Origin of the sequence: Streptomyces sp. NPDC020597, assembly GCF_044335095.1 — a bacterium.
Classification (GTDB): domain Bacteria; phylum Actinomycetota; class Actinomycetes; order Streptomycetales; family Streptomycetaceae; genus Streptomyces.
This window is the reverse complement of the sequence record NZ_JBIRUL010000009.1, coordinates 1-24,192: the sequence shown is the minus strand read 5'-3', so window position 1 is coordinate 24,192 and position 24,192 is coordinate 1. Positions and strand designations below refer to the sequence as shown.

General features: G+C 71.7%; 17 protein-coding genes and 2 pseudogenes. 9 read left to right on the top strand and 10 right to left on the bottom strand.

Annotated elements, in window-relative coordinates:
- Window positions 1–351: 351 nt before the first annotated feature.
- Together ACH4ZA_RS17575 and ACH4ZA_RS17570 are read right to left on the bottom strand one after the other, a co-directional pair.
- Window positions 352–1,017, bottom strand: a complete 666-nt coding sequence (locus ACH4ZA_RS17575; protein ID WP_319280221.1) for an HAD family hydrolase — start codon at window positions 1,015–1,017, stop codon at window positions 352–354.
- 109 nt (window positions 1,018–1,126) lie between these two features.
- Window positions 1,127–1,708 (bottom strand): DUF6912 family protein, encoded by a 582-nt coding sequence (locus tag ACH4ZA_RS17570; RefSeq protein WP_398430190.1) that lies wholly within the window; start codon window positions 1,706–1,708, stop codon window positions 1,127–1,129.
- A gap of 357 nt (window positions 1,709–2,065) precedes the next feature.
- Here ACH4ZA_RS17570 and ACH4ZA_RS17565 point away from each other — a divergent pair, with 357 nt between their 5' ends.
- The gene (locus tag ACH4ZA_RS17565) at window positions 2,066–2,674 is read left to right on the top strand and encodes an Rv3235 family protein (RefSeq protein WP_398430189.1); all 609 of its coding nucleotides are present in this window, start codon (window positions 2,066–2,068) and stop codon (window positions 2,672–2,674) included.
- A 135-nt stretch (window positions 2,675–2,809) separates the two neighbouring features.
- Here the strand turns inward: ACH4ZA_RS17565 and secA are convergent, their stop codons facing one another.
- Window positions 2,810–5,653, bottom strand: coding sequence for a preprotein translocase subunit SecA (gene secA, locus ACH4ZA_RS17560; protein WP_319280227.1), 2,844 nt, complete (start codon window positions 5,651–5,653; stop codon window positions 2,810–2,812).
- Between the two features lie 279 nt (window positions 5,654–5,932).
- Between secA and ACH4ZA_RS17555 the strand changes: the two genes are divergently transcribed.
- Entirely contained in the window at window positions 5,933–6,514 is a 582-nt protein-coding gene (locus tag ACH4ZA_RS17555) for a GNAT family N-acetyltransferase (RefSeq protein WP_319280229.1), read from the top strand.
- Window positions 6,515–6,672: 158 nt separating this feature from the next.
- Window positions 6,673–7,845 carry a DNA glycosylase AlkZ-like family protein gene (locus ACH4ZA_RS17550; protein WP_319280230.1) on the top strand — a complete coding sequence of 391 codons (1,173 nt, stop codon included), beginning with the start codon at window positions 6,673–6,675 and terminating at the stop codon, window positions 7,843–7,845.
- A 99-nt stretch (window positions 7,846–7,944) separates the two neighbouring features.
- Here the strand turns inward: ACH4ZA_RS17550 and ACH4ZA_RS17545 are convergent, their stop codons facing one another.
- The 6 genes and pseudogenes from ACH4ZA_RS17545 to mtrA form a co-directional block, all read right to left on the bottom strand.
- Complete coding sequence (locus ACH4ZA_RS17545) at window positions 7,945–8,700, bottom strand: response regulator transcription factor (protein ID WP_057574375.1); 756 nt, start codon at window positions 8,698–8,700, stop codon at window positions 7,945–7,947.
- Between the two features lie 207 nt (window positions 8,701–8,907).
- Window positions 8,908–9,600 carry a ribosome hibernation-promoting factor, HPF/YfiA family gene (gene hpf, locus ACH4ZA_RS17540; protein ID WP_319280232.1) on the bottom strand — a complete coding sequence of 231 codons (693 nt, stop codon included), beginning with the start codon at window positions 9,598–9,600 and terminating at the stop codon, window positions 8,908–8,910.
- Window positions 9,601–10,354: 754 nt separating this feature from the next.
- Window positions 10,355–10,981: pseudogene (locus ACH4ZA_RS17535) on the bottom strand (ComF family protein); the annotation flags it as partial.
- A 510-nt stretch (window positions 10,982–11,491) separates the two neighbouring features.
- The gene (locus ACH4ZA_RS17530) at window positions 11,492–13,327 is read right to left on the bottom strand and encodes an LpqB family beta-propeller domain-containing protein (RefSeq protein ID WP_398430186.1); all 1,836 of its coding nucleotides are present in this window, start codon (window positions 13,325–13,327) and stop codon (window positions 11,492–11,494) included.
- Window positions 13,317–15,422, bottom strand: coding sequence for an MtrAB system histidine kinase MtrB (gene mtrB / locus ACH4ZA_RS17525; protein ID WP_319280237.1), 2,106 nt, complete (start codon window positions 15,420–15,422; stop codon window positions 13,317–13,319). The genes ACH4ZA_RS17530 and mtrB overlap by 11 nt, the downstream gene beginning before the upstream one ends.
- Before the next feature lies 1 nt (window position 15,423).
- Window positions 15,424–16,113 carry a two-component system response regulator MtrA gene (gene mtrA / locus ACH4ZA_RS17520; protein ID WP_187281934.1) on the bottom strand — a complete coding sequence of 230 codons (690 nt, stop codon included), beginning with the start codon at window positions 16,111–16,113 and terminating at the stop codon, window positions 15,424–15,426.
- 249 nt (window positions 16,114–16,362) lie between these two features.
- On the opposite strand from mtrA, the gene ACH4ZA_RS17515 reads away from it, so the two are divergent.
- Window positions 16,363–16,839, top strand: a complete 477-nt coding sequence (locus ACH4ZA_RS17515) for a hypothetical protein (RefSeq protein WP_398430185.1) — start codon at window positions 16,363–16,365, stop codon at window positions 16,837–16,839.
- Between the two features lie 223 nt (window positions 16,840–17,062).
- Here ACH4ZA_RS17515 and mtnA read toward each other — a convergent pair.
- Window positions 17,063–18,196, bottom strand: a pseudogene (mtnA, locus tag ACH4ZA_RS17510) (S-methyl-5-thioribose-1-phosphate isomerase); the annotation flags it as partial.
- 140 nt (window positions 18,197–18,336) lie between these two features.
- On the opposite strand from mtnA, the gene ACH4ZA_RS17505 reads away from it, so the two are divergent.
- The 5 genes from ACH4ZA_RS17505 to ACH4ZA_RS17485 are packed head-to-tail and all read left to right on the top strand — an operon-like array spanning window position 18,337 to window position 24,046.
- Window positions 18,337–19,707, top strand: a complete 1,371-nt coding sequence (locus ACH4ZA_RS17505) for a glycerophosphoryl diester phosphodiesterase membrane domain-containing protein (RefSeq protein WP_319280241.1) — start codon at window positions 18,337–18,339, stop codon at window positions 19,705–19,707.
- Between the two features lie 4 nt (window positions 19,708–19,711).
- Window positions 19,712–20,554, top strand: a complete 843-nt coding sequence (locus ACH4ZA_RS17500) for a DUF4129 domain-containing protein (RefSeq protein ID WP_398430183.1) — start codon at window positions 19,712–19,714, stop codon at window positions 20,552–20,554.
- On the top strand, window positions 20,551–21,747 hold the full coding sequence (locus ACH4ZA_RS17495) for a DUF4350 domain-containing protein (RefSeq protein WP_398430182.1): 1,197 nt from the start codon (window positions 20,551–20,553) through the stop codon (window positions 21,745–21,747). Before ACH4ZA_RS17500 ends, ACH4ZA_RS17495 begins: the two co-directional genes overlap by 4 nt.
- Entirely contained in the window at window positions 21,747–22,736 is a 990-nt protein-coding gene (locus ACH4ZA_RS17490) for an AAA family ATPase (RefSeq protein WP_398430462.1), read from the top strand. Before ACH4ZA_RS17495 ends, ACH4ZA_RS17490 begins: the two co-directional genes overlap by 1 nt.
- On the top strand, window positions 22,736–24,046 hold the full coding sequence (locus ACH4ZA_RS17485) for a DUF58 domain-containing protein (protein ID WP_398430181.1): 1,311 nt from the start codon (window positions 22,736–22,738) through the stop codon (window positions 24,044–24,046). The genes ACH4ZA_RS17490 and ACH4ZA_RS17485 overlap by 1 nt, the downstream gene beginning before the upstream one ends.
- The last annotated feature ends 146 nt before the right edge of the window (window positions 24,047–24,192 follow it).

The following is a 24,192-nucleotide window of genomic DNA, read 5'->3' as shown; positions in this document are numbered from 1 at the left end:
ACGTCACGCTTTTCCCACCGGGTGTGTACGGCGTCCCGGGGCGCCTCGCGCCCCTGTCCCGCCCGCGCCGACCAGCGACCGCCGCCCGGTCGCGGAGATGGTCCGCACACACCGGGCGCAGGGCAGGGGCAACAGCGCCCCCGCGAGATATCGCGCTGATCACGCCACCAAGGCTATCGCTCCCCACGGGGCCCCCGTCATGAGCCGTATGTGTACAAAACTGGGACCAGAACTTTGACGTTCTGCACAGAACCAGCAGCCCCACACCCACCCCGCCCCGGCCGGGCCCCGGTCGAGGAACACCACGCCCCCACCCGAGCACCCCACGAGCCCCGCCCCACCGCCGGAGGCCTACGCGGCGATACGCCCCGCCATCTCCACCGCCTCCGCCAGCGTGTCCACCACCGGCGCCCCGACCCCCTCCAGGCTGGCCCGGCTGTGCGACCCGCCCGTGTACAGCACGGCCTTCGCCCCCGCGTGCAGCGCGGCCACCGCGTCGTCGGCCGCGTCCCCGATCACCACCGTGCGCGTCGGCTCCACGCCGGCGAGCGCCGCCAGATGCCGCACCATGTGCTCGGCCTTACTGCCCCCGGAGGGGCCGATCCGCCCGTCGACCCGGACGAAGTGCGGCTCGATCCCGAACCCCCGGACCAGCGGCACGAGTTCGTCGTGAACGTACATGCTCAACAGGGACTGGCTGTGTCCCGCCGACCGCCACCCCGCGAGCAGCTCCGCCGCGCCCTCGGTGAGACCGCACCGCACCCGGTGCTCGGCGTAGTACCGGTGGAAGACCCCGTCCATCAGCTCCCACTCGGCGTCGGTGGGCAGCCTGCCCATCAGCCGCTCGTAGAACTTCGGCACCGGCACGCAGTACAGCGCCCGGTACTGCTCCAGCGTGATCGGCTCGAGCCCCAACTCGACGAACGCCGCGTTCGTCGCCCCGATGATCGCGTCGTTGTCGTGGAACAGCGTTCCGTTCCAGTCCCAGACGATGTGCGCCGCTTGCTGCTTCCCCATGTCTGCAAAAGTACCCGCCGCCACCGACAGCCAAATGGGCCCCGCCCCTCCGAGCGAGCCGGGACCGCGCAGGCCCGGGCGGGCCGGGGTGCTCCGGGGCGGCGCGCGCTCAGGCTCCGGACCCCAGGAGGGTCGCGACCTCCTGCGGGGCGAACCAGAGCAGCTCGTGGTCCTCGGCCCCGTCCACGACGGCCTGCGCGTCGTCGTCCCCTCCGTCCGCCGCGGCGAGCGCCCGCGCGGCCGCTGTCACGTCCCCCTCCGCCTCCGGGGCGTCGACGTGGACCGCGGCCGCCTTGGCCAGCCGCACGACGCCGCTCACCCGCACCTCGCCAGGCGCGTCCGACGCGCTCGACGCGTCCGGGTCGGCCCCACTCCCGGGGCCCCGGCCGAGCCCGTGCTCCGACCCGTGCCCGAACCCGCGCCGGGGTCCGACGACGGTCATCCGGTCCGGCACGTCGACGGCGACCACGACCCGCCGCCGCGGCGCACCCGGGTCCGCGTCCAGGAGCCGCAGCGAGGCGAGCGCCGCCCTGCCGAGCGCCGCGTACTCCAGTTCCTCGGTGTCGTCGGAGAGGTACCACTCGCGCAACGCGGGCGTGACGGCGTACGCGACGAGCGGCCCGGCTCCCAGCTCACCCGTCTTGTGCGCCTCGGCGAGGCCGGGGAGGGTCAGGGGGACGTAGACGCGCATGGTTGGCCGCTCTTCTCGTGGTCGCCGGCTCGGATCGCCGGTTCGGACTCGGTGCCCCGGGCAGCACGGTTCCGCACCTTCCGGAGGGCCTTCAGGATACGTGCGGGCGTCCCCTTTCGAGTCCCTGCCCACACCCCTCCGAGCGTCAACCCCGCACCACGCATCTCACCCGGTCCCGGCCCGTGACACCGGGCCCCGGACGTCCTGCCGCACCCCTGATAGGTGAACCTTCCAGCCCCTCACGCCCACCCCGCCGCTTCCTTGCCTCCGCCGGCCACGACCCCGTACAAGATCCACAGCGGCAAGTTACCGCTCGGTAGAAGCAGAGCTCCAAGAGCCCAGCGAACGGGGACCCCCATGGACAAGGTCATGACGAGGACGCCGCATCACCCCGGCGCCCGCCCAAGCGGCTCGCGCCCTCCCGGCGCCCGTCCTCCCGGCGCCCGTCCTCCCGGCCGCCGCGACACCCGCCGCCCCGCCGGCGCCCCGCCCCGCACCACCGACGGCGGCGCCCCGCACACCGCCCCGCCCCGCACCCCGGCCGGCCACCGCCCGCCCGCTCCGCACACCGCCCACGACTCCCCCACGGCCCCTTCCCAGGCCCCGCGCCGCCCTCTCGCCCAGCCCCGCCCCACCGACCTGTTCGCGGACCGCCTCCTCGCCGTCCTGACCGGCCGCCGCCCCGTCCACTTCATGCTCCGGCACACCCTCGGCCGGGCCTACGACGACCTCGCCCACCTCGCCGAACGCGGCCCCCTGCGCACCGCTCACGGCGCCCGTGCCGTCGTCCGCGACATCGGCTACTACGTCCCGCGCCCCGGCGCCATCGAGGCCTTCGCCCGCATCGGCGCCGGCGACCGACTGCGCGCGATGGCCTTCCGCCTGGAACTCGGCACGGACCGCCGCTGGCGCTGCACCGCCGTGGAACTCGGCGGCCCCCGCAGGCCTCCCGCCCACGACGGCTGAAACGGCCCCGGCCCGGCCCCAGTCCCGACCCCGCCCGGCGGACACACGGCCCTCCACGCACGGAAGGGCCGGGCCACCCGCAGGTGACCCGGCCCTCAAGCCGTCGCACAGCCGCCGCAGCGACCGCGCACCCGACTACTTCTTGCGGCGCCGCCCGGCCTTCGCCTGCTTGCGGCGCTCCGCGCGCGTGAGACCGTCGGCCGCGGAACGGACCGGCTCGTCGTCGTCACTGTCGAAGTCACCCTCGATCGTGCCGCCCTCGCCGTCCACCGTGGGCGCCGAGAAGTGCAGCTGACGACGCTGCGGAGCGTCCAGGCCCTTCGCACGGATCTCCGGACGCGAACCCGCCTGCGCCGGCACCACGTCCTGCTTGTCCTTGTCGGCCGACGTGTCCTCCACCGGGACCTCCTCGACCTGCTGCTCGACCTGGACCTCCAGGTTGAACAGGTAGCCGACGGACTCCTCCTTGATGCCGTCCATCATCGCGGAGAACATGTCGAAGCCCTCGCGCTGGTACTCCACCAGCGGATCCTTCTGCGCCATCGCGCGCAGACCGATGCCCTCCTGGAGGTAGTCCATCTCGTAGAGGTGCTCACGCCACTTGCGGTCCAGGACCGACAGCACGACCCGGCGCTCCAGCTCACGCATGATCTCCGAGCCGAGCTGCGACTCACGCGACTCGTACTGCTCGCGGATGTCGTCCTTGATGGACTCGGAGATGAACTCGGCCGTCAGACCCGCCCGGTCGCCGGCCGCCTCCTCCAGCTCCTCCACCGTCACCTTCACCGGGTAGAGCTGCTTGAAGGCGCCCCACAGCCGGTCCAGGTCCCAGTCCTCCGGGAAGCCCTCGGCGGTCTCCGCGCCGACGTACGCGTCGATCGTGTCGTCCATGAAGTGGTGGATCTGCTCCTGCAGGTCCTCACCCTCCAGCACACGACGCCGCTCGCCGTAGATGACCTCACGCTGACGGTTGAGCACCTCGTCGTACTTCAGGACGTTCTTACGCGTCTCGAAGTTCTGCTGCTCCACCTGCGACTGCGCGGACGCGATCGCGCGCGTGACCATCTTGTTCTCGATCGGCACGTCGTCCGGCACGTTCGCCATCGACATCACGCGCTCGACCATCTGCGCCTTGAACAGCCGCATCAGGTCGTCGCCCAGCGACAGGTAGAACCGGGACTCGCCCGGGTCGCCCTGACGGCCGGAACGACCGCGCAGCTGGTTGTCGATACGACGCGACTCGTGCCGCTCGGTGCCGAGCACATAGAGGCCGCCCAGCTCCTTGACCTCGTCGAACTCGGCCTTCACCGCCTTCTCGGCCTTCTCCAGAGCGGCCGGCAGCGCGGCCGCCCACTCCTCGATGTGCTCCTCCGGGTCGAGGCCGCGCTGACGCAGCTCCGCCTCGGCGAGGTCGTCGGGGTTGCCGCCGAGCTTGATGTCCGTGCCACGGCCGGCCATGTTCGTCGCCACCGTGACCGCGCCCCGACGGCCGGCCTGGGCGACGATCGACGCCTCACGCTCGTGGTGCTTGGCGTTCAGCACCTCGTGCTGGATGCCCCGCTTGGACAGCTGCTGCGACAGGTACTCGGACTTCTCGACCGACGTCGTGCCGACGAGGATCGGCTGACCCTTCTCGTGCTTCTCGGCGATGTCGTCGACGACCGCCTCGAACTTCGCGACCTCGGTGCGGTAGATCAGGTCCGACTGGTCCTTGCGGACCATCGGCCGGTTCGTCGGGATCGGCACCACGCCGAGCTTGTAGATCTGGTGGAACTCGGCGGCCTCGGTCATCGCCGTACCGGTCATGCCGCACAGACCGGGCTGTTCCTTGCCGTCGTGGTTGTGGCGCTTGTAGAGACGGAAGAAGTTCTGCAGGGTGATCGTCGCGAGCGTCTGGTTCTCGTCCTTGATGTCCACCCCTTCCTTCGCCTCGATCGCCTGGTGCATGCCCTCGTTGTAGCGGCGACCGGCCAGGATACGACCGGTGTGCTCGTCGACGATCATGACTTCGCCGTCCATGACGACGTAGTCCTTGTCCTTCTTGAAGAGCTCCTTCGCCTTGATGGCGTTGTTCAGGTAGCCCACCAGAGGCGTGTTCACCGACTCGTAGAGGTTGTCGATGCCCAGCCAGTCCTCGACCTTGCTGACACCGCTCTCGTGGATGGCGACCGTGCGCTTCTTCTCGTCGACCTCGTAGTCGCCGGTCTCCTCGATGCCCTTGAGCGGGTTGCCCGCCTCGCCCTTCTTCAGGCGGGTCACCAGCTTCGCGAAGTCCCCGTACCACTTGGTGGCCTGGTCGGCCGGACCGGAGATGATCAGCGGCGTGCGCGCCTCGTCGACCAGGATGGAGTCGACCTCGTCCACGATGGCGAAGTTGTGGCCGCGCTGGACCAGCTCGTCCTGCGCCCACGCCATGTTGTCGCGCAGGTAGTCGAAGCCGAACTCGTTGTTCGTGCCGTAGGTGATGTCGCACGCGTACTGCTCGCGCCGCTGGGCCGGCGTCATGTTGGCCAGGATGCAGCCGACCTCGAGACCCAGGAACTTGTGGACGCGGCCCATCATCTCGGAGTCGCGCTCGGCCAGGTAGTCGTTCACCGTGATCAGGTGGACGCCCTTGTCGGACAGCGCGTTCAGATACGCGGGCAGCGTGCCGACGAGGGTCTTGCCCTCACCGGTCTTCATCTCCGCCACATAGCCGAGGTGCAGGGCCGCGCCGCCCATGATCTGCACGTCGTAGTGACGCTGACCCAGGACGCGCTTCGCGGCCTCACGCACGGTGGCGAACGCCTCGGGCAGCAGGTCGTCCAGGCTCTCACCGTCGGCGTACCGCTGCTTGTACTCCTCGGTGAGGGCCCGCAGCTCGGCGTCGGAGAGGTCGACGAAGTCCTCTTCGATGGAGTTGACCTGGTCCGCGATGCGGTGCAGCTTGCGCAGGATCTTGCCTTCGCCTGCACGCATGATCTTCGAGAGGACGGACACGGGGGTTGGTCTCCTTGCCGGTCGGGCCTAGGACGGACGGTTTCCATTTGACTCACTGAGCAACGGCCATCGTATGCGAGGACCCCACCACGCCGGGAGGCCTGCCGTGACGACGACTGCAACCGCTGCGCAGCTTCACCCAAATCTTCTTCGAAGAGGACAACGGCCGGGCGCCGCCGATGGTGCCGCGTCCGCCCGACGAAGTGCGCGAATTGTGATCACACGCTCACGCCAGGCAAACCGATGGCGCCCTTCGCGCCCTCCCAGCAGAATCGGCCGATGGAGCACCCGCCCGTCACCCTCACCAGCGCCCGCCTCGTCCTGCGCCCCCTCGGGCCCCAGGACACCGAAGCCGTCCACACGGCGGCCCAGGACCCCGACATCCAGCGTTGGACGACGATCCCGTCCCCCTACCTCCCCGAACACGCGCGAAGCTTCATCGAGCTCATCGCACCGGAGGGCTGGACGACCGGCGCGATGTTCACCTTCGGCGTCTTCCTCCCCGACGGAGCCCTCACCGGCGTCCTCAGCCTCACCATGCGCTCCCCGGGCACCGCCGAGATCGGCTTCTGGGCCGTCAAGGAACACCGAGGCCGCGGCTACACCGCCGAGGCCACCCGCACCGCCGCCCACTGGGCCTTCACCACCCTCTCCGTCGACCGCGTCGAATGGCGGGCGGAAGTCGGCAACGCCCCCTCCCGCGCGGTGGCGGAGCACGCCGGCTTCACCCCGGAGGGCACCCTGCGCTCAGCCATGGACAACAAGGGCGTACGACGCGACTGCTGGATCGCCTCCCTGCTCCCCTCCGACCTCGGACTCCCCTCCACCGCCCCGTACATACCCGCCCCGTCGGACGACTGACGCCCACCCATCCCGCCGAGCCACACACCGCCACGCCACACCACCGCCACGCCACGCCACACCACGCCACACCACGCCACCACCGCATGACCGCCGTCGGCCCCCGCAAATCCCCAGGTCACCGGCCGCTGTCAGACCCACCGCCTATCGTGCGCACCATGACGACCCCGCGCCCCGCTGCCGAGCTCTCCGCCGACGAAGCCCGCCGCATCGCCCTGCGCGCACAGGGCTTCCTCGGCACGCCCGACCGCAAGGCCGGCGTCCGTGGCGTGCTCCGCCACCTCGGCGCGGTCCAGCTCGACACCATCTCGGTCCTGGCCCGCTCCCACGAACTGATCCCCTACGCCCGCCTGGGAGCCGTGGGCCGCAGGACGGTGGAACACGCCTACTGGCACGACACGCACGCCTTCGAGTACTGGTCCCACGCCGCCTGCATCCTCCCCATCGAGGAGTGGCCGCACTTCGCCTTCCGCCGCCGCGCCTACCGCAACAGGCCGCACTGGAACCACTCCCTCCCCGAGGGCACGTACGACCAGGTCCTCAAGCAGCTCCGCGCCGAGGGCCCCCTCACCGCCACGGACCTGGGCGGAGCGAAGAAGACCAGCGAGTGGTGGGACTGGTCCGGCACCAAGGTCGCCGTGGAACGCGCACTGATGTACGGCGAGGTGGTGTGCGTCGAGCGCCGCGGCTGGAAGCGCGTGTACGACCTCGCCGAACGCGCCGTACCCGCCGCCCTGCTGCACGACGAGCTCGACGACGCCGAATGCCTGCGCCGCCTCGTCCTCCTGGCCGGCCAGTCCCTCGGAGTCGGCACGCGCGCGGACATCGCCGACTACCACCGCCTCAAGGGCGAGCAGGTCGACGCGGTGATCGCCGACTCCGGCCTGGTCCCGGTCACGGTCGAAGGCTGGGGCAAGCCCGCGTGGGCCGACCCGGCCGCGGTGGAGACGGCTCCGCGCGGCCGCCACCGCACCACGCTCCTGTCCCCGTTCGACTCCCTGATCTGGGAGCGGGCACGCACCGAGCGGATCTTCGGCTTCACCCACCGCCTGGAGGCCTACGTCCCCAAGCCGAAACGGATCCACGGCTACTTCGCGATGCCGGTCCTGTCCGGCGGCCGGCTCGTCGGCCGGGTGGATCCCGCCCGCGAGGGCCGCACCCTGGTCGCCAAGCAGGTCACCCTGGACAGCCCGAAAGCCGTCCCGGCGGTCGCTCAGGCCCTGCTCGAAGCCGCCACCTGGGTGGACTGCACGGACGTACGCGTGGAACGCGTGGACGCACCGGAGCTACGCGAACCGCTCGCCGCGGAACTCGCCCGCGCACTCGCCTGACCCGGCCCCATCACAACGCCCGAGGACCGGGTCCGACCGACGGTTTCGCCGGCCGACGCGTCGGCGGACCCGCTCGGCCGACCGGGCGGGCGGGCGGCGTCAGCGGATCTCGAGGATCTTCTCGCGCATCGCGTAGACCACCGCCTCCATCCTGGAGTGCAGCTGCAGCTTCTCCAGGATGTTGCGCACATGGTTCTTCACGGTGTTCTCGGAGATGAACAACTCCTTGGCGATGTCACGGTTGTTCATGCCCGTGGCGACCAGCTTGAGCACCTCCAGCTCCCGGTCCGTCAGCCGCGGCGCGGGGACGAGCCGGCGCTCGTCGGTCCGCTGGATCATCGACTTGAACTCGGTGAGCAGCTTCGACGCCATCGAGGGGCTGATCTGCGACTGCCCGTCGGCGACCGCGCGGATCGCGGTGGCGACCTCGTCCGTGGAGATCTCCTTGAGGAGATAACCGGTCGCGCCCGCCTTGATCGCCTCGTAGAGGTCGGCCTCCTCGTCGCTGATCGTCAACATGATGATCTTCGCGCTGGGGGCGACCTCCTTGATGGAGGTGCAGGCCTCGATGCCGCCGCGCTTGGGCATCCGCACGTCCATCAACACGATGTCGGGCAGCAGATCGGCCGCCTTGTCCACCGCCTCGGCGCCGTCACCGGCCTCACCGACGACCTGGATGTCCTCCTCGGCCGCGAGCACGATCTCCAGACCGCGGCGGAACAGGGCGTGGTCGTCCACGACAAGGACTCTGATCGGCTCCTTGCGTGGAGTGCCGTCATCACCCGCGTCCGGGCCCATGCCGACGACACCCTCGTGGGCACCCTCGTCACGCATCGGTCCGAAGCTGTCCGCCATCGTTCCTCCCCCTGAAGGCTGTGGCCGTATTCCTGAGCCATCGCCAACCCAAGGCAACGACCCATCGGTTGGGCCGTCCTGCCATGATTCCATGCCCGGACGACAACGCGGTGACAGAGCGACTCGACCGAGGGGTCGCACACGGATGCCCCTGGGGGCGCACACGCGCTCTCCAGGGGCACACCGCTCAACCGTCACCCGGGCGCGTCAGCCGCCCAGCGCGCCACCCGCCTCGGGTGAGTGCGCCTGGGCCACCATCGGGTCGGTGTCGAGGTAGATCACGCCGTAGTCGTAGGCGTGCCGCCGGTAGACGACGCTGGGCTGCTTCGTCTCGGAGTCGACGAACAGATAGAAGTCGTGTCCGACCAGTTCCATCTCGTAGAGGGCCTGGTCGAGCGTCATCGGAGCTGCGACGTGCGTCTTCTCCCGGACCACGAGGGGGCCGTCGCCCTGCACCTCGATCGAGCCGATGCGCTTCGTCGGCACGCTCTCCGACTCCTCGGAGGGGACGGGACGGCCGTTGCCGTTGAGCGTCGCCACACCGGGAACATGGTCGGGAACCTCAGCCGCGGACAGCCTGCGGGCGCCACGGCGCGTGTATCGCTTGTCGTGCTGCTTGCGCAGCTGGGCGTCCAGCTTCTCCGCCGCCAGGTCGAGTGCCGCATACGCGTCGCTGGCGGCCGCCTCCGCCCGGATCACCGGGCCGCGCGAGCGAAGCGTGATCTCCACTCGGTCGCACCGGTCTGCTTGTCGGGGGTTGGGCTCCTTGGACACCTCGACGTCGAGGCTGATCACCTTGCCGTCGAGCTTCTGGATCTTCTCCAGGTTCAGCTTCTCGGCCACGTGCTTGCGGAACCGCTCGGGCACCTCGGTCTTGCGGCCCTTGACGACGATGTCCACGCAGAACTCCGTTCCCGGATCACTCCGCTTCTCCCGCGGAGCGTCTCCCTTTTGCACCAGGCTCCGGCGAGCACCGGAACCTCCGACTTGGCGACTTCCACCTCCTCCTCCCCCATCGACGAGATCTACACCCCAGGTGCTGCGGGTGATGACCAAAAAACCGCAGCACGGCATTCGGATTCGAGAGGGTGTGGCCTGCGGCTTTCCCTCACAACCGAACATATCTCGCCCGGACGGATGTCGTCACCCTCTACTGCGGCGTACCTCCGTTCAGGTGAATTGACTCTCTCATTACCTGCAACGACGCAAGTTCTGAGTCAGTTCCGGTTTATTTCTAAAGAGTCGGCGAAGCCGCGACCACGGCCGCGCAGAGCACGACGCCGGCGCCCCCGGCGCCCCAAGGACCGGCACCGGACGGACCAGTGGGTCTCGCGGGCCCCGCGCCCCCAGCAGCTCCCGAGGGCCCCCTGACCCCCGCCGCTGCGGCCGGTCGCACCGGCGCCCCGCACATCCCGTCCGTCCCGTCCGTCCCGTCGATGGTTTCCTCCCTCGCTCCGGACGACTCCTCTCTTCTGCCTTCCCTCGCGAACCCCGCGTACACGGCCCCCATACCTCCACCACACACCTCCCTCGCCGTCTCCTCCCCGTTCCCTCCACCCTCCCCCCGATGCCCCGGCTCTGCCCGTCGTCCCGAGCCCGGCCTCAGGCACCCCCCTCGTCCCAGGTCCGGCCCCGGCTCCACGTCCGCCCGGGACACCGCTCCCAGCCCCGCCCGCCCCGCACCCGTCGCCGTATCGGGCGCCGTATCCGACCGACCCGTCGACCCCGGCGAGCCCGCGGTCCCGGTCTGCTCCGCCCGTGCGACCGCCCGGACCGCCCGGACCGCCCGCGCAGCCTCCGCCAGCGAAGCACCGGTCGTCACCAGATCGTCGACGAGGACCACCGGACCGCCGCACAACAACCTCGCCCCGCCGGGCGCCACCGCCAGCGCGCCCCCCAGGTTGTCCCACCGCCGCCGGGCGTCGAGCCCCGACTGGTCGGCCACGGCCCGCCGCTGCCGCAGCACCGCCACCACCCGCGCCGGCACCCCCGCCCGCCGCAACTCACCGGCCGCCGCGAGCGCGATCCGCCGCGCCGGATCATGACCACGGGCACGGACGGCGGCGGGGGCCGAGGGGACGGGGACCAGCAGGACGTCTCCCGGGGGCCGGGCCCCCTCCCCCTCCCCCTCCCCCCACCCCACCCCCGACTCCCTCATCCCCGCCCGTACCGCCCCCGCCAGCGCCGCTCCGAGCGGTCGTGCGAGTGCCAGTGCGCCGCGCTCCTTGTGGGCGAGCAGCACCGCGCGGACCTCGTCGGCGTACATGGCCGCCGCGTGCACGGCGGGCAGCCCGGGCGGATGCGGCAGCGGGTGCACCCGGAACGGCGCGGTCTCGCACAGTGCCGTTCGGCAGCGCGGGCAGAGCACCGTGCGTGCTCTTCCGCAGCCTCCGCACTCGGCGGGCAGCACCAGGCCGGCCAGTTCCTGCCACCACTCGCGAACGCCTTCCACGTCGACCACTTTGCCGACTTGGGAAGAGCTTCACCACCCCTGTGGAAAACCTCTGTGGAAAACCGTCCGGCAGCCCTGTGGACAACTCCGCGGAAGGCGACGGTCGGCGCAATTGGCCGACGCAAACGAAAAACAGCGGCGAAACCGGCGCCCTCTCGCCTTCGCTCCGGAGCAGCGCGCGGTGATCCCGCGTACCGGATGCGACCGCCGAAACCCGGGGAGGGCGAAGGAGAGGAGCACGGAGGGGAGCCGACCGGTGAACTCGAAGCGCAACTCCTGAGCAAGACGAAGGACGAGCCGATGGGCAGGCCGAGACAGGCGGGGAACGCCGAAAAGGATCTATCCCGGGTAGAGCGCCATCGAGGCGGTTTCCTTCAGGGTCCGCCATCCGCTTCCGCCGGGCAGCCACAGCAGCCCGTTCTTGGAGGTGGCGAAGAGCGGGGTGTCGCTGTCCTCGGAGGCGGCGATGCTGGTGACTTCGGTGAGTCCGGGCAGTGTGCCGGCCTCGGGGATCGAGCCGTCGCTCTGCACGTACTGCACCTGCTCGACGCCGCCGGCTTCCCGTCCGACGACCACGAGCCGGCTGTCCCCGGCCCAGGACACCGCCCGGACCTGTTCCAACTCAGGTGTCGCGGAACGCAGTTCCTGGACCGAGAGGGACGGCGGTTCGGTGCCGGTGGTGCGTTCGATGCGCCCGATGAGCAGCGACTGCTTGCCGCCCTTGTCCACGACGAGGGCGATGCGTACCCCGTCGGCCGCCACGCGCACGGCGTCGACGCGGCCGTCGAGCCCCGGGGTGAGGACCTTCAGCGGCTGCCCGCCGCCTTTCTGCAGCAGGAGCAGTCGCGGTTCGGCGGGGTTGCGGTCGGCCACCCAGAGGTTGCCCTCCGCGTCCCAGCTGGGGGTGGTGAGCCGGTCGGACTCCGTCTTGCCGGTGCTCTGCAGGACGGGCTCGCCGACGGCGCTGCCGGAGAGGGTGGAGGTGACGTAGAGCGACTTGCCGTCCAGGGCCACTCCGGCGGCGCTGCGTTCGTCGCGGGCCACCGCGACGGAGCGCAGGGCGGTGGCGCCGGCGCCGAGGGCTCCGGGGACGGGGTCGGCCTTGGTGTTGCCGCTGCCGCTGCCGGCGGCCATCCGGACGAGACGGTGCTGGCCGTCGATGAAGTACAGGTAGCCGGGGTCGCTCCGGGAGCCGCGTGCGGCGACGGTCTTGGCCTGGTCCTCGGACAGGGAGCACAGTTGGCTGCCGTCCGCGCGCAGGGCGATCTCGCCGATGGTGGGCGTCAGGCTCTGGAGGGAGAACAGCAGCTGGGCCGCCATCTCGTCGCACTTGGCCTGTCCGATGTGGGCGGCCTTGTCGTTCAGCGGGACGGTGAGTTTGTTCTGGTCGTCCGGGGCCAGGGAGGTGACGCCCTTGGCGAGCCCGGTTCCGGTGGGGAATCCGGATCTGACGACGGGGCGGAGCCAGCTGGTGGGGCCGCTGAGCACCGAGCGCACCATCTGGGTCATGGGGTCGACGCGTCCGCGGACGTAGACGGGGTCGGCGACGGCCACGGGCTGCCCGGATCCCTCGACGGCGATGTCGGAGGCGAAGTAGTACTTGTTGACCGACACGTAGTTGCGCTGGAAGTCCGACTTGCCCATGACGACGCCGTCGGGGAGCGCGTCGATGCGCCACTGCCCGTTCTTGTTGTCGCGGACGAGGTGGATGGTCTGGCCGTAGTCGCCCGAGGCGGGTGTGTACGCCTGCTGGGCGTCCACGACGGCGACCCTGGAGCCGGAGAGGATGTACGAGCGGTCGTCGCCCTCCCGGTTGCCGGCGGGTCCGGTCATGGTCGCCGGACCGTCCGCGAGGACGGTCGTGGACCGTTCGGGTTGCCATTTCTGGGCGGCTTTCCCGGTCAGGTACTGGCGTGCCGTGGAGTAGCTGGGGTCGTCGCTGGTGAGCGCTTCCAGGAAGCCCTGGAGGATCTCCAGGGGCTGGGCGTCGTCGCGGGGCGGCATGGCGAACACCCGGACCTGGGTGTCCTGTCCCGGGGTGGACTCGACTCCGCGCAGGTCGCCGCTGTCGGGCATCGAGGCGCACCCGGCCAGCAGGACGACTCCGCAGACGGCGTACGCCGTCGCGCGCCCCGGCGTGCGCCGGGTTCCCCCCTCGCGCTGCTCAGCGCCCACGTGATGCCTCCCCTTGCTTGTCCGCGCTCTCGGCCGCGGAGTCGGGCCGGTCCGCGGTGGTCCCGGTGGTCGGGCCGGCCGTCGACGTCGTCCCGTCGGGCGAGTCGTCGTGTCGTGTCCCGCCGCCCGTGTGCGTCCCCGTCGCAGCGCCCGTGCGGGGCACTACGCGCGCGCCGTTGCCGGGCAGTGCGGTGGGGTCGGCGGTGGGGGCGGAGGTGCGGGGGGTGAGCGGTGTCCGGGCGGCCGACTGCTGCTCGCCCGCGGGCTGCACCGGCACGGTGGCGCTCTTCTCACCGCCGCGGCGCGGCTGGCCGGCGTCGTCGAGTTCGCCGCGGTTGCGGCGGGAGTCCTTGGGCTCGAGCGGTATCGGCGAGCCTCGCAGTGGTTCGTCGGCGGTCCTGGGCAGCGTCAGCCGGAACTGGGAGCCGCCGCCGGGCTCTCCCCAGGCCTGCAGCCAGCCGCCGTGCAGTCGCGCGTCCTCCAGGGCGATGGAAAGCCCGAGGCCGGTGCCGCCGGTGGTACGCGCGCGTGCCGGGTCTGCGCGCCAGAACCGGCTGAAGACGCGGGTGGCCTCGCCGGGCTTGAGTCCGACGCCGTAGTCCCGCACGGCGATCGCGACGGCTCCGCCTGCGGCGGCCAGTTTGACGACGACGTCCTTGCCCTCGCCGTGTTCCACGGCGTTGACCACCAGGTTGCGCAGCACGCGTTCGACGCGCCGGGCGTCGGCCTCGGCGACGACGGGCTGCTGGTCGCCGATGACGCGGACGGTCGTCCCCTTGCGTTCGGCGAGCGGCGCGGCCCCGCTGACGACGCGCCGCACGACATTCCTGAGGTCGATCGGCTCGGCCTCGAGGGCGGCGGCGCCGGCGTCGAAGCGGCTGATCTCGAGCAGGTCGGCGAGGAGCGTCTCGAACCGGTCGAGCTGGTCGGCGAGGAGTTCCGCGGACCGCGCGGTGACGGGGTCGAAGTCGACCCGGGCGTCGTGGATGACGTCCGCGGCCATGCGCACGGTGGTCAGGGGTGTCCGCAGCTCGTGCGAGACGTCGGACACGAACCGCCGCTGCATCCGCGACAGGTCCTCCAGCTGCTGGATCTTCAGTTGGAGGTTCTGGGCCATCTTGTTGAAGGCCTCGCCGAGCCGTGCGATGTCGTCCTCGCCGGTGACCTTCATCCGTTCCTGGAGCCGCCCGGCGGACAGCCGTTCGGCGATCCCGGCGGCCATCCGCACGGGGGTGACGACCTGCCGTACGACGAGCCAGGCGATGGCTCCGAGGAGGACGACGACGAAGAGTCCGGCGGTCGCCAGGGTGCCCTTGACCAGGCTCAGCGACTTCTCCTCCTGGGTGAGCGGGAAGAGGTAGTACAGCTCGTACGGGTCGCCGTTGGGGTCGTTGACCTGCTTGCCGATGACGAGGGCGGGCTGGGATTCCTTGTCGTTGAGGTAGTCGATGCGGGAGTAGCTCTGGAAGGCGCCGGTGCCGGTGTTGACCCGCGCGCGGAGGTTCTCGGGAACGCTCTTGTTGGGGTCGACGTATCCGGAGGCGCGTGGTCCGTATCCGCCGCCGTTGTCGAAGCCGGGGGGCAGGGTCACCACGTCGAAGGCGCCCTGGCCGCCGCTGGACAGCGACAGCACGAGCTCGCTCATCCATTCGATGACGTTCTGCGAGGTCCGGCCGTCGGTCGGGGTCCCTGCGTCGGCGGGCGTGCCCGCGGCCTCGTCGGCCTTCTGCTTGGCGACGGCGAAACCGCCGGTGGCCTGGCTCTGCGATGCCTTGACCTTGGCGTCCAGCAGACCGTTGCGCACCTGTCCGATCACGACGAAGCCCAGCAGCAGGACGACCCCGAGCGACATCAGCAGGGTGGTGGCGACGACCTTCAGCTGGATGTTGCGCCGCCACAGCCGCATGACCGGCAGCAGCGGCCGGCGTATCCAGCGCATCAGCAGCCTGAGGACGGGGCTGCCCTTCACCCCGCCCTGGAGCAGCCCGCCTTCGAGGAGGCGCGCGAAGCGTGAACCCGCTGTCCCACGGCCGACAGGCCGCTCCGGACGGGCCCCGGACCGGCCGGGGGCCGAAGCGGCACTGTCCTGCGACATGTCAGCTGGGTCCTGCCTTGTATCCGACGCCACGGACGGTCACCACGATCTCCGGCCGCTCCGGGTCCTTCTCGACCTTCGAGCGCAGCCTCTGCACATGTACGTTGACCAGGCGGGTGTCGGCGGCGTGCCGGTAGCCCCACACCTGCTCGAGGAGGACCTCGCGGGTGAACACCTGCCAGGGCTTGCGCGCCAGGGCGACCAGCAGGTCGAACTCCAGCGGGGTCAGCGCGATCGACTGGCCCTCCCGCTTGACGGAGTGGCCGGCCACGTCGATGACGAGGTCGCCTATGGCGAGCTGTTCGGGCGCCGGCTCCTCCGACCTCCGCAGCCGGGCGCGGATGCGCGCGACCAGCTCCTTCGGCTTGAACGGCTTCACGATGTAGTCGTCGGCGCCGGACTCCAGTCCGACGACCACGTCGACGGTGTCGCTCTTCGCCGTGAGCATCACGATCGGCACGCCGGACTCCGCCCTGATCAGGCGGCACACCTCGATGCCGTCCCGGCCGGGCAGCATCAGGTCCAGCAGCACCAGATCGGGTTTCGCCTCACGGAACGCAGCCAGCGCCTTGTCGCCGTCGGCCACGAAAGACGGCTCGAAACCTTCACCACGCAGCACAATGCCGAGCATCTCGGCCAGTGCGGTGTCGTCGTCGACGACAAGGACTCGTCCCTTCATAAACGACATCATCCCATTCTCATAACGGTGAAGGAGGCGCAGGTGAGAAGGCTCACCGGCCAGTGACGATAGTCGTACGGGGCGGTCACTGTCTGCCCCGGTCCGCAGACGTCGATGTCAGCACTGACGTCGGCCCGCCTCTCACCAGACGATCTCAGCAGCACCAGCATGCAGTGCCCCGACCCTCGCCGCTTCCCTCCGACCCCCTGAGGTCGCACAGGCGCGGGACGTGCGTCGGAGCACCGGCGGGAAGATGACCGCATGGCGGACGACGAGAACACCGGCCTCAGCCTGCCGCGCGGCGCGACGGGCTTTCGTTCACCGACGGACGGCCCCCTCCCCGAGACCGACCTGCGGGCCTTCAAAAGCGCTCTGCATGCGGCCGCTCGCGCCGCCGGAGGGACGGTGGGCGAGGTCGAGGAACAGGCATACCCGTGCACGTTCCACACCGCGTCGGTCGTCGAGGGCGCAGGCGAGCACATCATCCTGTGCCACGCCCACCACCCCTGGATCGCGTTCGCCCGGATGCGCAGGAACTGGTACAGCGAGGAGTTCGCCGCGCCGCCGTCCTGGGCGGGCGTCCTCGCGCACGCCGGGTTTCTCGTGCTCGCCCGAGAGCAGCTCACCACGCCTCTCGCCGACGTGGAAACCTCGGGCCTGTCACGGGCCGAGTGGCGCGCGATTCGCCTCTACGGCACCACCACCTGGGGCGGGGCGGTCTTCAACGCATGGGACTGATGAGACGGGGAGCGCCCGCTCCCCGCTCGCACACCGGCCTCGACGCCCCACCTCACGGCCCACACCGGCGCCCCGCCCACCCGGCGGGTCAGCCGGGTGACGCCGGACCGCTCCGATCACCAGACCGCCCGAGTCAGGACTGCCCGGGGTTCCCGCCTCCGACCCGGGCCTCGGCCCCGTTCCCGGCCCCGTTCCCGGCCACGGCCTCTGCCTCTGTCCCGGCGGTGCCCCGGCCCGCCTTGGCGCACAGCTCCGCGAGCGCTTCGGCCGTCACGGGCGAGATCACGCCCTCCTCCGTGACGATCGCCGTCACCAGCTCGGGCGGCGTCACGTCGAACGCCGGGTTGTACGCCTGCGTCCCCAGCGGCGCCACCGGCACCCCCGCGCCCGCTCCCGTCACCGGCGCCTGCGGTGCCGCGGTCTCCGTCACCTCGTACCCCGGACGCTGCTCCACCTCGATCGACGCCCCGTCCGGCGTCGTGGGATCGACCGTCGTCACCGGCGCCACCACGATGAACGGCACATGGTGGTAGCGGGCGAGGACCGCGAGCGGGTAGCTCCCCACCTTGTTCGCCACCGACCCGTCCCCCGCGATGCGGTCCGCCCCGATCAGCACCGCGTCCACCTCGCCCGCCGCGAACAGCGAACCCGCGGCGTTGTCCGTCAGCAGGGTGTACGCCATGCCGCTGCGCGCCGCCTCGTACGCGGTGAGACGGGCGCCCTGCAACAGCGGCCGCGTCTCGTCCACCCACAGCCGGCGCAGCCGACCCACCCGGTGGGCCGCGAGCGCCACCGCGAACGCCGTCCCCTCGCCGCCCGACACCAGCGCCCCGGTGTTGCAGTGCGTGAGGACCCGGTGCCCGCCGCCGGGCAGGAGTTCGTCGAGCAGCGCCAGTCCGTGCGCGGCCATCCGGGCGCTGGCCTCGGCGTCCTCCCGGTGCAGCTGCCGTGCGGCCGCCAGCGCGGCCCGCGCTGCCGCGCCCTGGTCGCCTCCCCCGACGAGTTCCGCCCGGTACGCGGCACGAGCCCGGCGCACTCCCAGGGACAGGTTGACCGCGGTGGGGCGGGCCGACGCGAGCGCGTTCGCTGCCTCGTCCACGTCGAAGCCGCGGGCGGCGGCGAGCGCGACGCCGTACGCCCCGGCGATGCCCAGCAACGGCGCCCCGCGCACGGCCAGCGTCCGGATCGCCTCCACCAGCGCGGACGCGTCCGTGCACACCGTTTCGACCTCTTCGGCGGGAAGTCTCGTCTGGTCGAGGAGGACCAGCACGGGGCCTTCCGGCAGCTCCTCCCAACGGATCGCAGGTATCTCGGCCGGCAGCTTGTCCTCGCCGGATTGCGCGTACTGATCAGCCATGAACTCAGTCTGCCCCCTATCCGGCGGACCATTGAAGGCGTCCGGCCCGTACCGCGGCCGGTCACCCGGTGAGCACCCCATGGCACGATGGCTCCCAACCTGCCGCCGCGCGCGCGGTCGGGCACCGTGAAGGAGCGACGATGAAAGACACTCCGGGCTGGGCCTCGCCCGGATCCGCCCCGTCCGACGGACAGGAGCCCGGCGCGTCCCATCCCGCCGAGCCCGCGGCCCGGCCCGCCGGCGATCAGCCCGCGGAGCAGCCGGACGCGAGCGAGAACCCGCAGAGCCCCGGCACGAAGTGGTCCAAGGAACAGCCCCCTGCGGGCCAGTGGTCCGCGCCTGCGGGCCCCCAGAACCCGGCCCAGGCCCCGCCGCCCCCTCCTCCGCCCCGGCCCGTTCAGCACTGGGGCCCCTACCCGCCCGCCGGCCCGGGCGGACACCCCGGCGGCCCGGGCGGTTACGGCGGCCCCGGAGGCTACGGCGGTTACGGCCCTCCCGCCGGCTGGGGCGGCCCGCCGCCCGCCGCCAAGCCCGGCGTGATCCCGCTGCGCCCGCTCGGCGTGGGCGAGATCCTCGACGGCGCCGTCGCCACCATGCGCGCCCACTGGCGCACGGTCCTCGGCATCTCCCTGACCGTCGCGATCGTCACCGAGGTGTTCATCGTCCTGCTGCAGGGCCTGATCCTCAACGACTCCACGAACACCGCGGCCCTCGGCGACCCGAGCGCCACCCCCGACGAACAGCTCAACGCCATGGGCGACGCCATGCGCGCCTCCGGCCCGGTCCTCCTCATCAGCCTCATCGGCACCGTGGTCGCTACCGCCCTGCTCACCACCGTCACCAGCCGCGCGGTGCTCGGGAAGTCCGTCACCCTCAAAGAGGCATGGCGCGAGGCCCGCCCGCAGCTGCCCCGGCTGTTCGGCCTGATCTTCCTGCTGATGCTGATCGCCGCCGGCATCGTCCTCGTCTGCCTGCTGCCGGGCATCCTCGCGAGCGCGGCCGGGAACACCGACGGGGGCGCCGCGCTGAAGGCCTTCGGCATCCTCGGCTCGATCGTCCTCGTGCTCTGGCTGCTCATCCGCTTCTGCCTGGCCTCCCCCGCGCTGATGCTGGAGAAGCAGGGCATCAAGAAGGCCCTCGGCCGTTCCTCGAAGCTCACCCGCGGCTCCTGGTGGCGCGTCTTCGGCATCCAGCTGCTCGCCCTGCTCATCGCGAACATCATCGCGATGATCGTCGTCGTGCCGTTCGCGCTCCTCGGGGCCGCCCTGAGCGACGGCGGCATCGGCGGCATGGTCGAAGCGAGCAGCGACTACGGCTGGACGTACCTGATCGTCAGCGGCGTCGGCTCGGTCATCGGCTCGATGATCACCTTCCCCATCGCGGCCGGCGTCATCGTGCTCCTCTACATCGACCAGCGCATCCGCCGCGAGGCCCTCGACCTCGACCTGGCCCGCGCCGCAGGCCTCCAGGACTACGGCTCCCCCGCCCCCGGCACCATTCCGGGGGGCTGATGCGGTGAGAGCGACGGGGGGAGTTCTCACAGCGCCACCGCACACGGACGGCCTGTCCCCGCGGGCACTGTCCGGCCTCACCGACGCAGCCCCGGCAGCACTGGGCCGCGCCGCCGACAAGGCGGTGCGGGCCCTGTTGCGGGCAGGCGACGGCACGGCGCCGGCCCTGGCCCGCTCGGGCGACGAACCGCCGCTGACCGTCCCGCGCGACCCCGCGCGGGAAGCGGCCCGCCGCGAGCTGTCCAAGGACCTGTACCACCAGAACGACCCCGGCCTGATCCAGCGCGCCCTGGACACCCTCTGGGACTGGATCGGCGACCTGTTCGACACCGCCTCGACCGCCACTCCCGGCGGCACCCTCGGCCTGCTGGTCGTCATCCTCGCCGTCGTCGCCGTGGTCGCCGCCCTGTGGTGGCGGCTGGGCGCACCGCGCCGCCGCCCCACCTCCACGCCCGCACTCTTCGACGACCGCCCCCGCAGCGCCGCCGAACACCGCGCGGCAGCCGAAGCGCACGCCGTCCAGGGCCACTGGAACCAGGCCGTGCAGGAACGCATGCGCGCCGTCGTCCGCGCCCTGGAGGAACGCGCCCTTCTCGACCCCCGCCCCGGCCGCACCGCCGACGAGGCCGCCGCCGAAGCCGGCCGCAGCCTGCCCGTCCACAGCGACCGGCTGCGCGCCGCCGCCGGCGACTTCGACGACGTGACGTACGGCGGCCGCCGGGCGACCCAGCAGTCGTACGCCCGGATGACGGCACTCGACCTCGACCTGGAGCGCACGAAGCCCGCGCTGACGGCCCACAGCCCCCACGACGCGGCCCACACCGCCGGCCGGAGGGCCGCCGAATGACGTCCGCAGCCAAGCTCCCCACCACCTCGGCCCCACCCACCGCCCTGCGGCTGTGGACCCGCGCCCGAGGACCCGTCCTCGCCTTCGCACTGCTCCTCGCGGCGGCGATCACGCTCGCCGTACTGCGGGCCGACACCCGTCACGGCGCCCTCGACCCACGCTCCCCCGACCCCTACGGCAGCCGCGCGATCGCCGAGCTCCTCGCCGACCGCGGCGTGACCACCCGCGTGGTCACCGACCTGGCCGACGCCCGCACCGCGGCGGCCCCCGACACCACCCTCCTGGTCGCCTCCCCCGACCTCCTCACCGAGCATCAACAACAAGAGCTGTACACGGCGACAGCCGGCTCCGGCGGCCGCACCGTCCTCGTCGCGCCCGGCAGCTGGTCCGTGGGAACCCTCGCCCCCGGCGTGACCGCCGACCCGGCCAACAGCCGCGACAGCACGCTCTCCCCCGGCTGCACCCTGCCCGCGGCGCGCCGTGCAGGGCCCGCCGACACCGGCGGCATCCGCTACACCACCCGCCGCCCCGGCGCCGACGAGTGCTATCCCAGCGAACGCCTGGCCACCCTGCTGCGCCTGCCCGACACCACCGGCGACGGCGACACCCTCGTGCTCGGCGCACCCGACATCCTCTACAACAACCGCCTCGACCAGCAGGGCAACGCCTCGCTGGCCCTCCAGCTCCTCGGCTCCCGCAGCCATCTCGTCTGGTACCTCCCCTCGCTCGCCGACACCACCGCCACCGACCCGGAGGACGAGAAGTCCTTCTTCGACCTGCTCCCCTCCGGCTGGCTCTGGGGCACCCTGCAACTCTTCATCGCGGCAGCACTCGCCGCCCTGTGGCGGGCACGCCGACTCGGCCCCCTCGTCCCCGAGAAACTCCCCGTCGCGATCCGCGCCTCCGAGACCGTCGAAGGCCGCGCCCGCCTCTACCGCAAGGCCGACGCCCGTGACCGCGCGGCCTCAGCTCTCCGCTCCACCACCCGCACCCGCCTCGCCCCCCTCCTGGGCGTCCCCGTGGCCCAGGCGCACGCGCCCGAAGCCCTCGTCCCCGCCCTGACCGCCCACCTCCACGGCAACGGCCAGGCCCTGCACTCCCTCCTCTTCGGCCCGTCGCCCGGCGACGACGCGGCCCTCATCGCCCTCGCCGACCAACTCGACGCCCTCGAAAGAGAGGTACGCCGTCCATGATGGACCCGACCACTGACACCGCCGGGACCACCGGGGACCAGGGCCGCGCCCGCGCCTCCCTGGAAGCCCTGCGCGCCGAGATCTCCAAGGCCGTGGTCGGCCAGGACCCCGCCGTGACCGGCCTCGTCGTCGCTCTGCTCTGCCGCGGACACGTTCTCCTTGAAGGAGTCCCCGGAGTGGCCAAAACGTTGCTCGTCCGCGCCCTCGCCTCGGCACTCGAACTCGACACCAAACGGGTCCAGTTCACCCCCGACCTCATGCCGAGCGACATCACCGGCTCCCTCGTCTACGACGCCCGCACCGCCGAGTTCTCCTTCCAGCCCGGCCCCGTCTTCACCAACCTTCTCCTCGCCGACGAGATCAACCGCACCCCGCCCAAGACCCAGTCCTCCCTCCTCGAAGCGATGGAGGAACGACAGGTCACCGTCGACGGGGCCCCCCGGCCCCTCCCCGACCCCTTCCTCGTCGCCGCGACCCAGAATCCCGTCGAGTACGAGGGCACCTACCCCCTCCCGGAAGCCCAGCTGGACCGCTTTCTCCTCAAACTGACGATCCCGCTGCCCTCCCGCCAGGACGAGATCGACGTCCTCACCCGCCACGCCGAAGGCTTCAACCCCCGCGACCTGCACGCCGCCGGCGTACGCCCCGTCGCCGGCCCCGCCGACCTCGAGGCAGCCCGCGCCGCCGTCGCCAAAACCGCGATCTCCCCGGAGATCACCGCCTATGTGGTCGACATCTGCCGCGCCACCCGCGACTCGCCCTCCCTGTCCCTCGGCGTCTCCCCACGCGGCGCGACCGCCCTCCTGGCCACTTCGCGCGCGTGGGCCTGGCTCACCGGCCGCGACTACGTCATCCCCGACGACGTCAAAGCCCTTGCCCTGCCGACCCTCCGCCACCGCGTCCAGCTCCGACCGGAGGCCGAGATGGAAGGCGTCACCGCCGACTCCGTCATCAACTCGGTCCTCGCCCACGTCCCCGTCCCCCGCTGATGGCGCTCACCGGACGCGCCGCGCTCCTCGCGGCCCTCGGCTCGCTCCCCGTCGGCATCTGGGGTCCCGGCTGGACTGGCATCCTGGCCGTCAACGCGCCGCTGGCCCTGGCCTGCGCCTGCGACTTCGCACTGGCCGCCCCCGTACGCCGACTCGGCCTGACCCGTTCCGGCGACACCACCGCCCGCCTCGGCGACTCCGCGGACATCTCCCTCACCGTCACCAACCCGTCCCGCCGCCCGCTACGCGCCCACCTGCGCGACGCCTGGCCTCCCAGCAGCTGGCAGCCCGGCACGGAGACGGAAGCCTCTCGCCACCGTCTGACGGTCCCGCCCGGCGAACGCCGCCGCGTCACGACCCGTCTGCGCCCCAGCCGGCGAGGCGACCACCACGCCGACCGCGTCACCATCCGCTCCTACGGCCCCCTCGGCCTCTTCTCACGCCAGGGAGCCCACCAGGTCCCCTGGACCCTGCGCGTACTCCCTCCCTTCACCAGCCGTAAGCACCTGCCGTCGAAGCTGGCCCGGCTGCGCGAGCTCGACGGTCGCACCAGCGTCCTGACCCGCGGCGAAGGCACCGAGTTCGACAGCCTGCGGGAATACGTTCCCGGCGACGACACCCGCTCCATCGACTGGCGGGCCACTGCCCGCCACTCCACGGTCGCGGTCCGCACCTGGCGTCCTGAACGCGACCGGCACATCCTCCTGGTCCTCGACACCGGCCGCACCTCCGCAGGCCGCGTCGACGACGCCCCTCGCCTCGACGCCTCCATGGATGCGGCGCTCCTCCTCGCCGCCCTGGCGTCCCGTGCCGGCGACCGGGTCGACCTCCTCGCCTACGACCGCAGGGTGCGCGCCCTCGTCCAGGGACGGACCGCACGCGACGTCCTCCCCTCCCTGGTCAACGCCATGGCGACCCTCGAACCGGAACTCGTCGAAACGAACGCCCGCGGCCTCACCGCCGCAGCCCTGCGCACCGCGCCCCGCCGCTCCCTGATCGTCCTGATGACGACACTGGACACCGCTCCGGTCGAGGAAGGCCTCCTCCCCGTCCTGCCTCAACTCACGCAACGCCACACGGTCCTCGTCGCGTCGGTGGCCGATCCGCACATCGCCCGCATGGCCGCCTCACGTGGTGACGTCGATGCCGTGTACGCGGCCGCAGCCGCCGCCCAATCCCAGACCGAACGGCACCGTACGGCCGAGCAGCTCCGCCGGCACGGCGTCACCGTCGTCGACGCCACACCTGATGAACTCCCCCCGGCACTCGCGGACGCCTACCTCGCACTGAAATCAGCAGGACGCCTGTGACGCAAAAGGGCTCTCCCACGGGAGAGCCCTTCAAAAGCAGCATCGAAAAAACCTGAACGCAGAAAACCCCCGTGCCGAATGGCACGGGGGTTTTCGCAATGATTGTTCGGCGGTGTCCTACTCTCCCACAGGGTCCCCCCTGCAGT

Excerpts from the sequence above, each read along its gene's own strand:
- ACH4ZA_RS17505 (WP_319280241.1), top strand. The coding sequence starts at position 18,337 with ATGAAAGACACTCCGGGCTGGGCCTCGCCCGGATCCGCCCCGTCCGAC.
- ACH4ZA_RS17550 (WP_319280230.1), top strand. The coding sequence starts at position 6,673 with ATGACGACCCCGCGCCCCGCTGCCGAGCTCTCCGCCGACGAAGCCCGC.
- ACH4ZA_RS17545 (WP_057574375.1), bottom strand. The coding sequence starts at position 8,700 with ATGGCGGACAGCTTCGGACCGATGCGTGACGAGGGTGCCCACGAGGGT.
- ACH4ZA_RS17515 (WP_398430185.1), top strand. The coding sequence starts at position 16,363 with ATGGCGGACGACGAGAACACCGGCCTCAGCCTGCCGCGCGGCGCGACG.
- ACH4ZA_RS17495 (WP_398430182.1), top strand. The coding sequence starts at position 20,551 with ATGACGTCCGCAGCCAAGCTCCCCACCACCTCGGCCCCACCCACCGCC.
- ACH4ZA_RS17485 (WP_398430181.1), top strand. The coding sequence starts at position 22,736 with ATGGCGCTCACCGGACGCGCCGCGCTCCTCGCGGCCCTCGGCTCGCTC.
- mtrA (WP_187281934.1), bottom strand. The coding sequence starts at position 16,113 with ATGATGTCGTTTATGAAGGGACGAGTCCTTGTCGTCGACGACGACACC.
- ACH4ZA_RS17570 (WP_398430190.1), bottom strand. The coding sequence starts at position 1,708 with ATGCGCGTCTACGTCCCCCTGACCCTCCCCGGCCTCGCCGAGGCGCAC.
- ACH4ZA_RS17555 (WP_319280229.1), top strand. The coding sequence starts at position 5,933 with ATGGAGCACCCGCCCGTCACCCTCACCAGCGCCCGCCTCGTCCTGCGC.
- ACH4ZA_RS17575 (WP_319280221.1), bottom strand. The coding sequence starts at position 1,017 with ATGGGGAAGCAGCAAGCGGCGCACATCGTCTGGGACTGGAACGGAACG.
- ACH4ZA_RS17565 (WP_398430189.1), top strand. The coding sequence starts at position 2,066 with ATGGACAAGGTCATGACGAGGACGCCGCATCACCCCGGCGCCCGCCCA.
- ACH4ZA_RS17490 (WP_398430462.1), top strand. The coding sequence starts at position 21,747 with ATGGACCCGACCACTGACACCGCCGGGACCACCGGGGACCAGGGCCGC.
- mtrB (WP_319280237.1), bottom strand. The coding sequence starts at position 15,422 with ATGTCGCAGGACAGTGCCGCTTCGGCCCCCGGCCGGTCCGGGGCCCGT.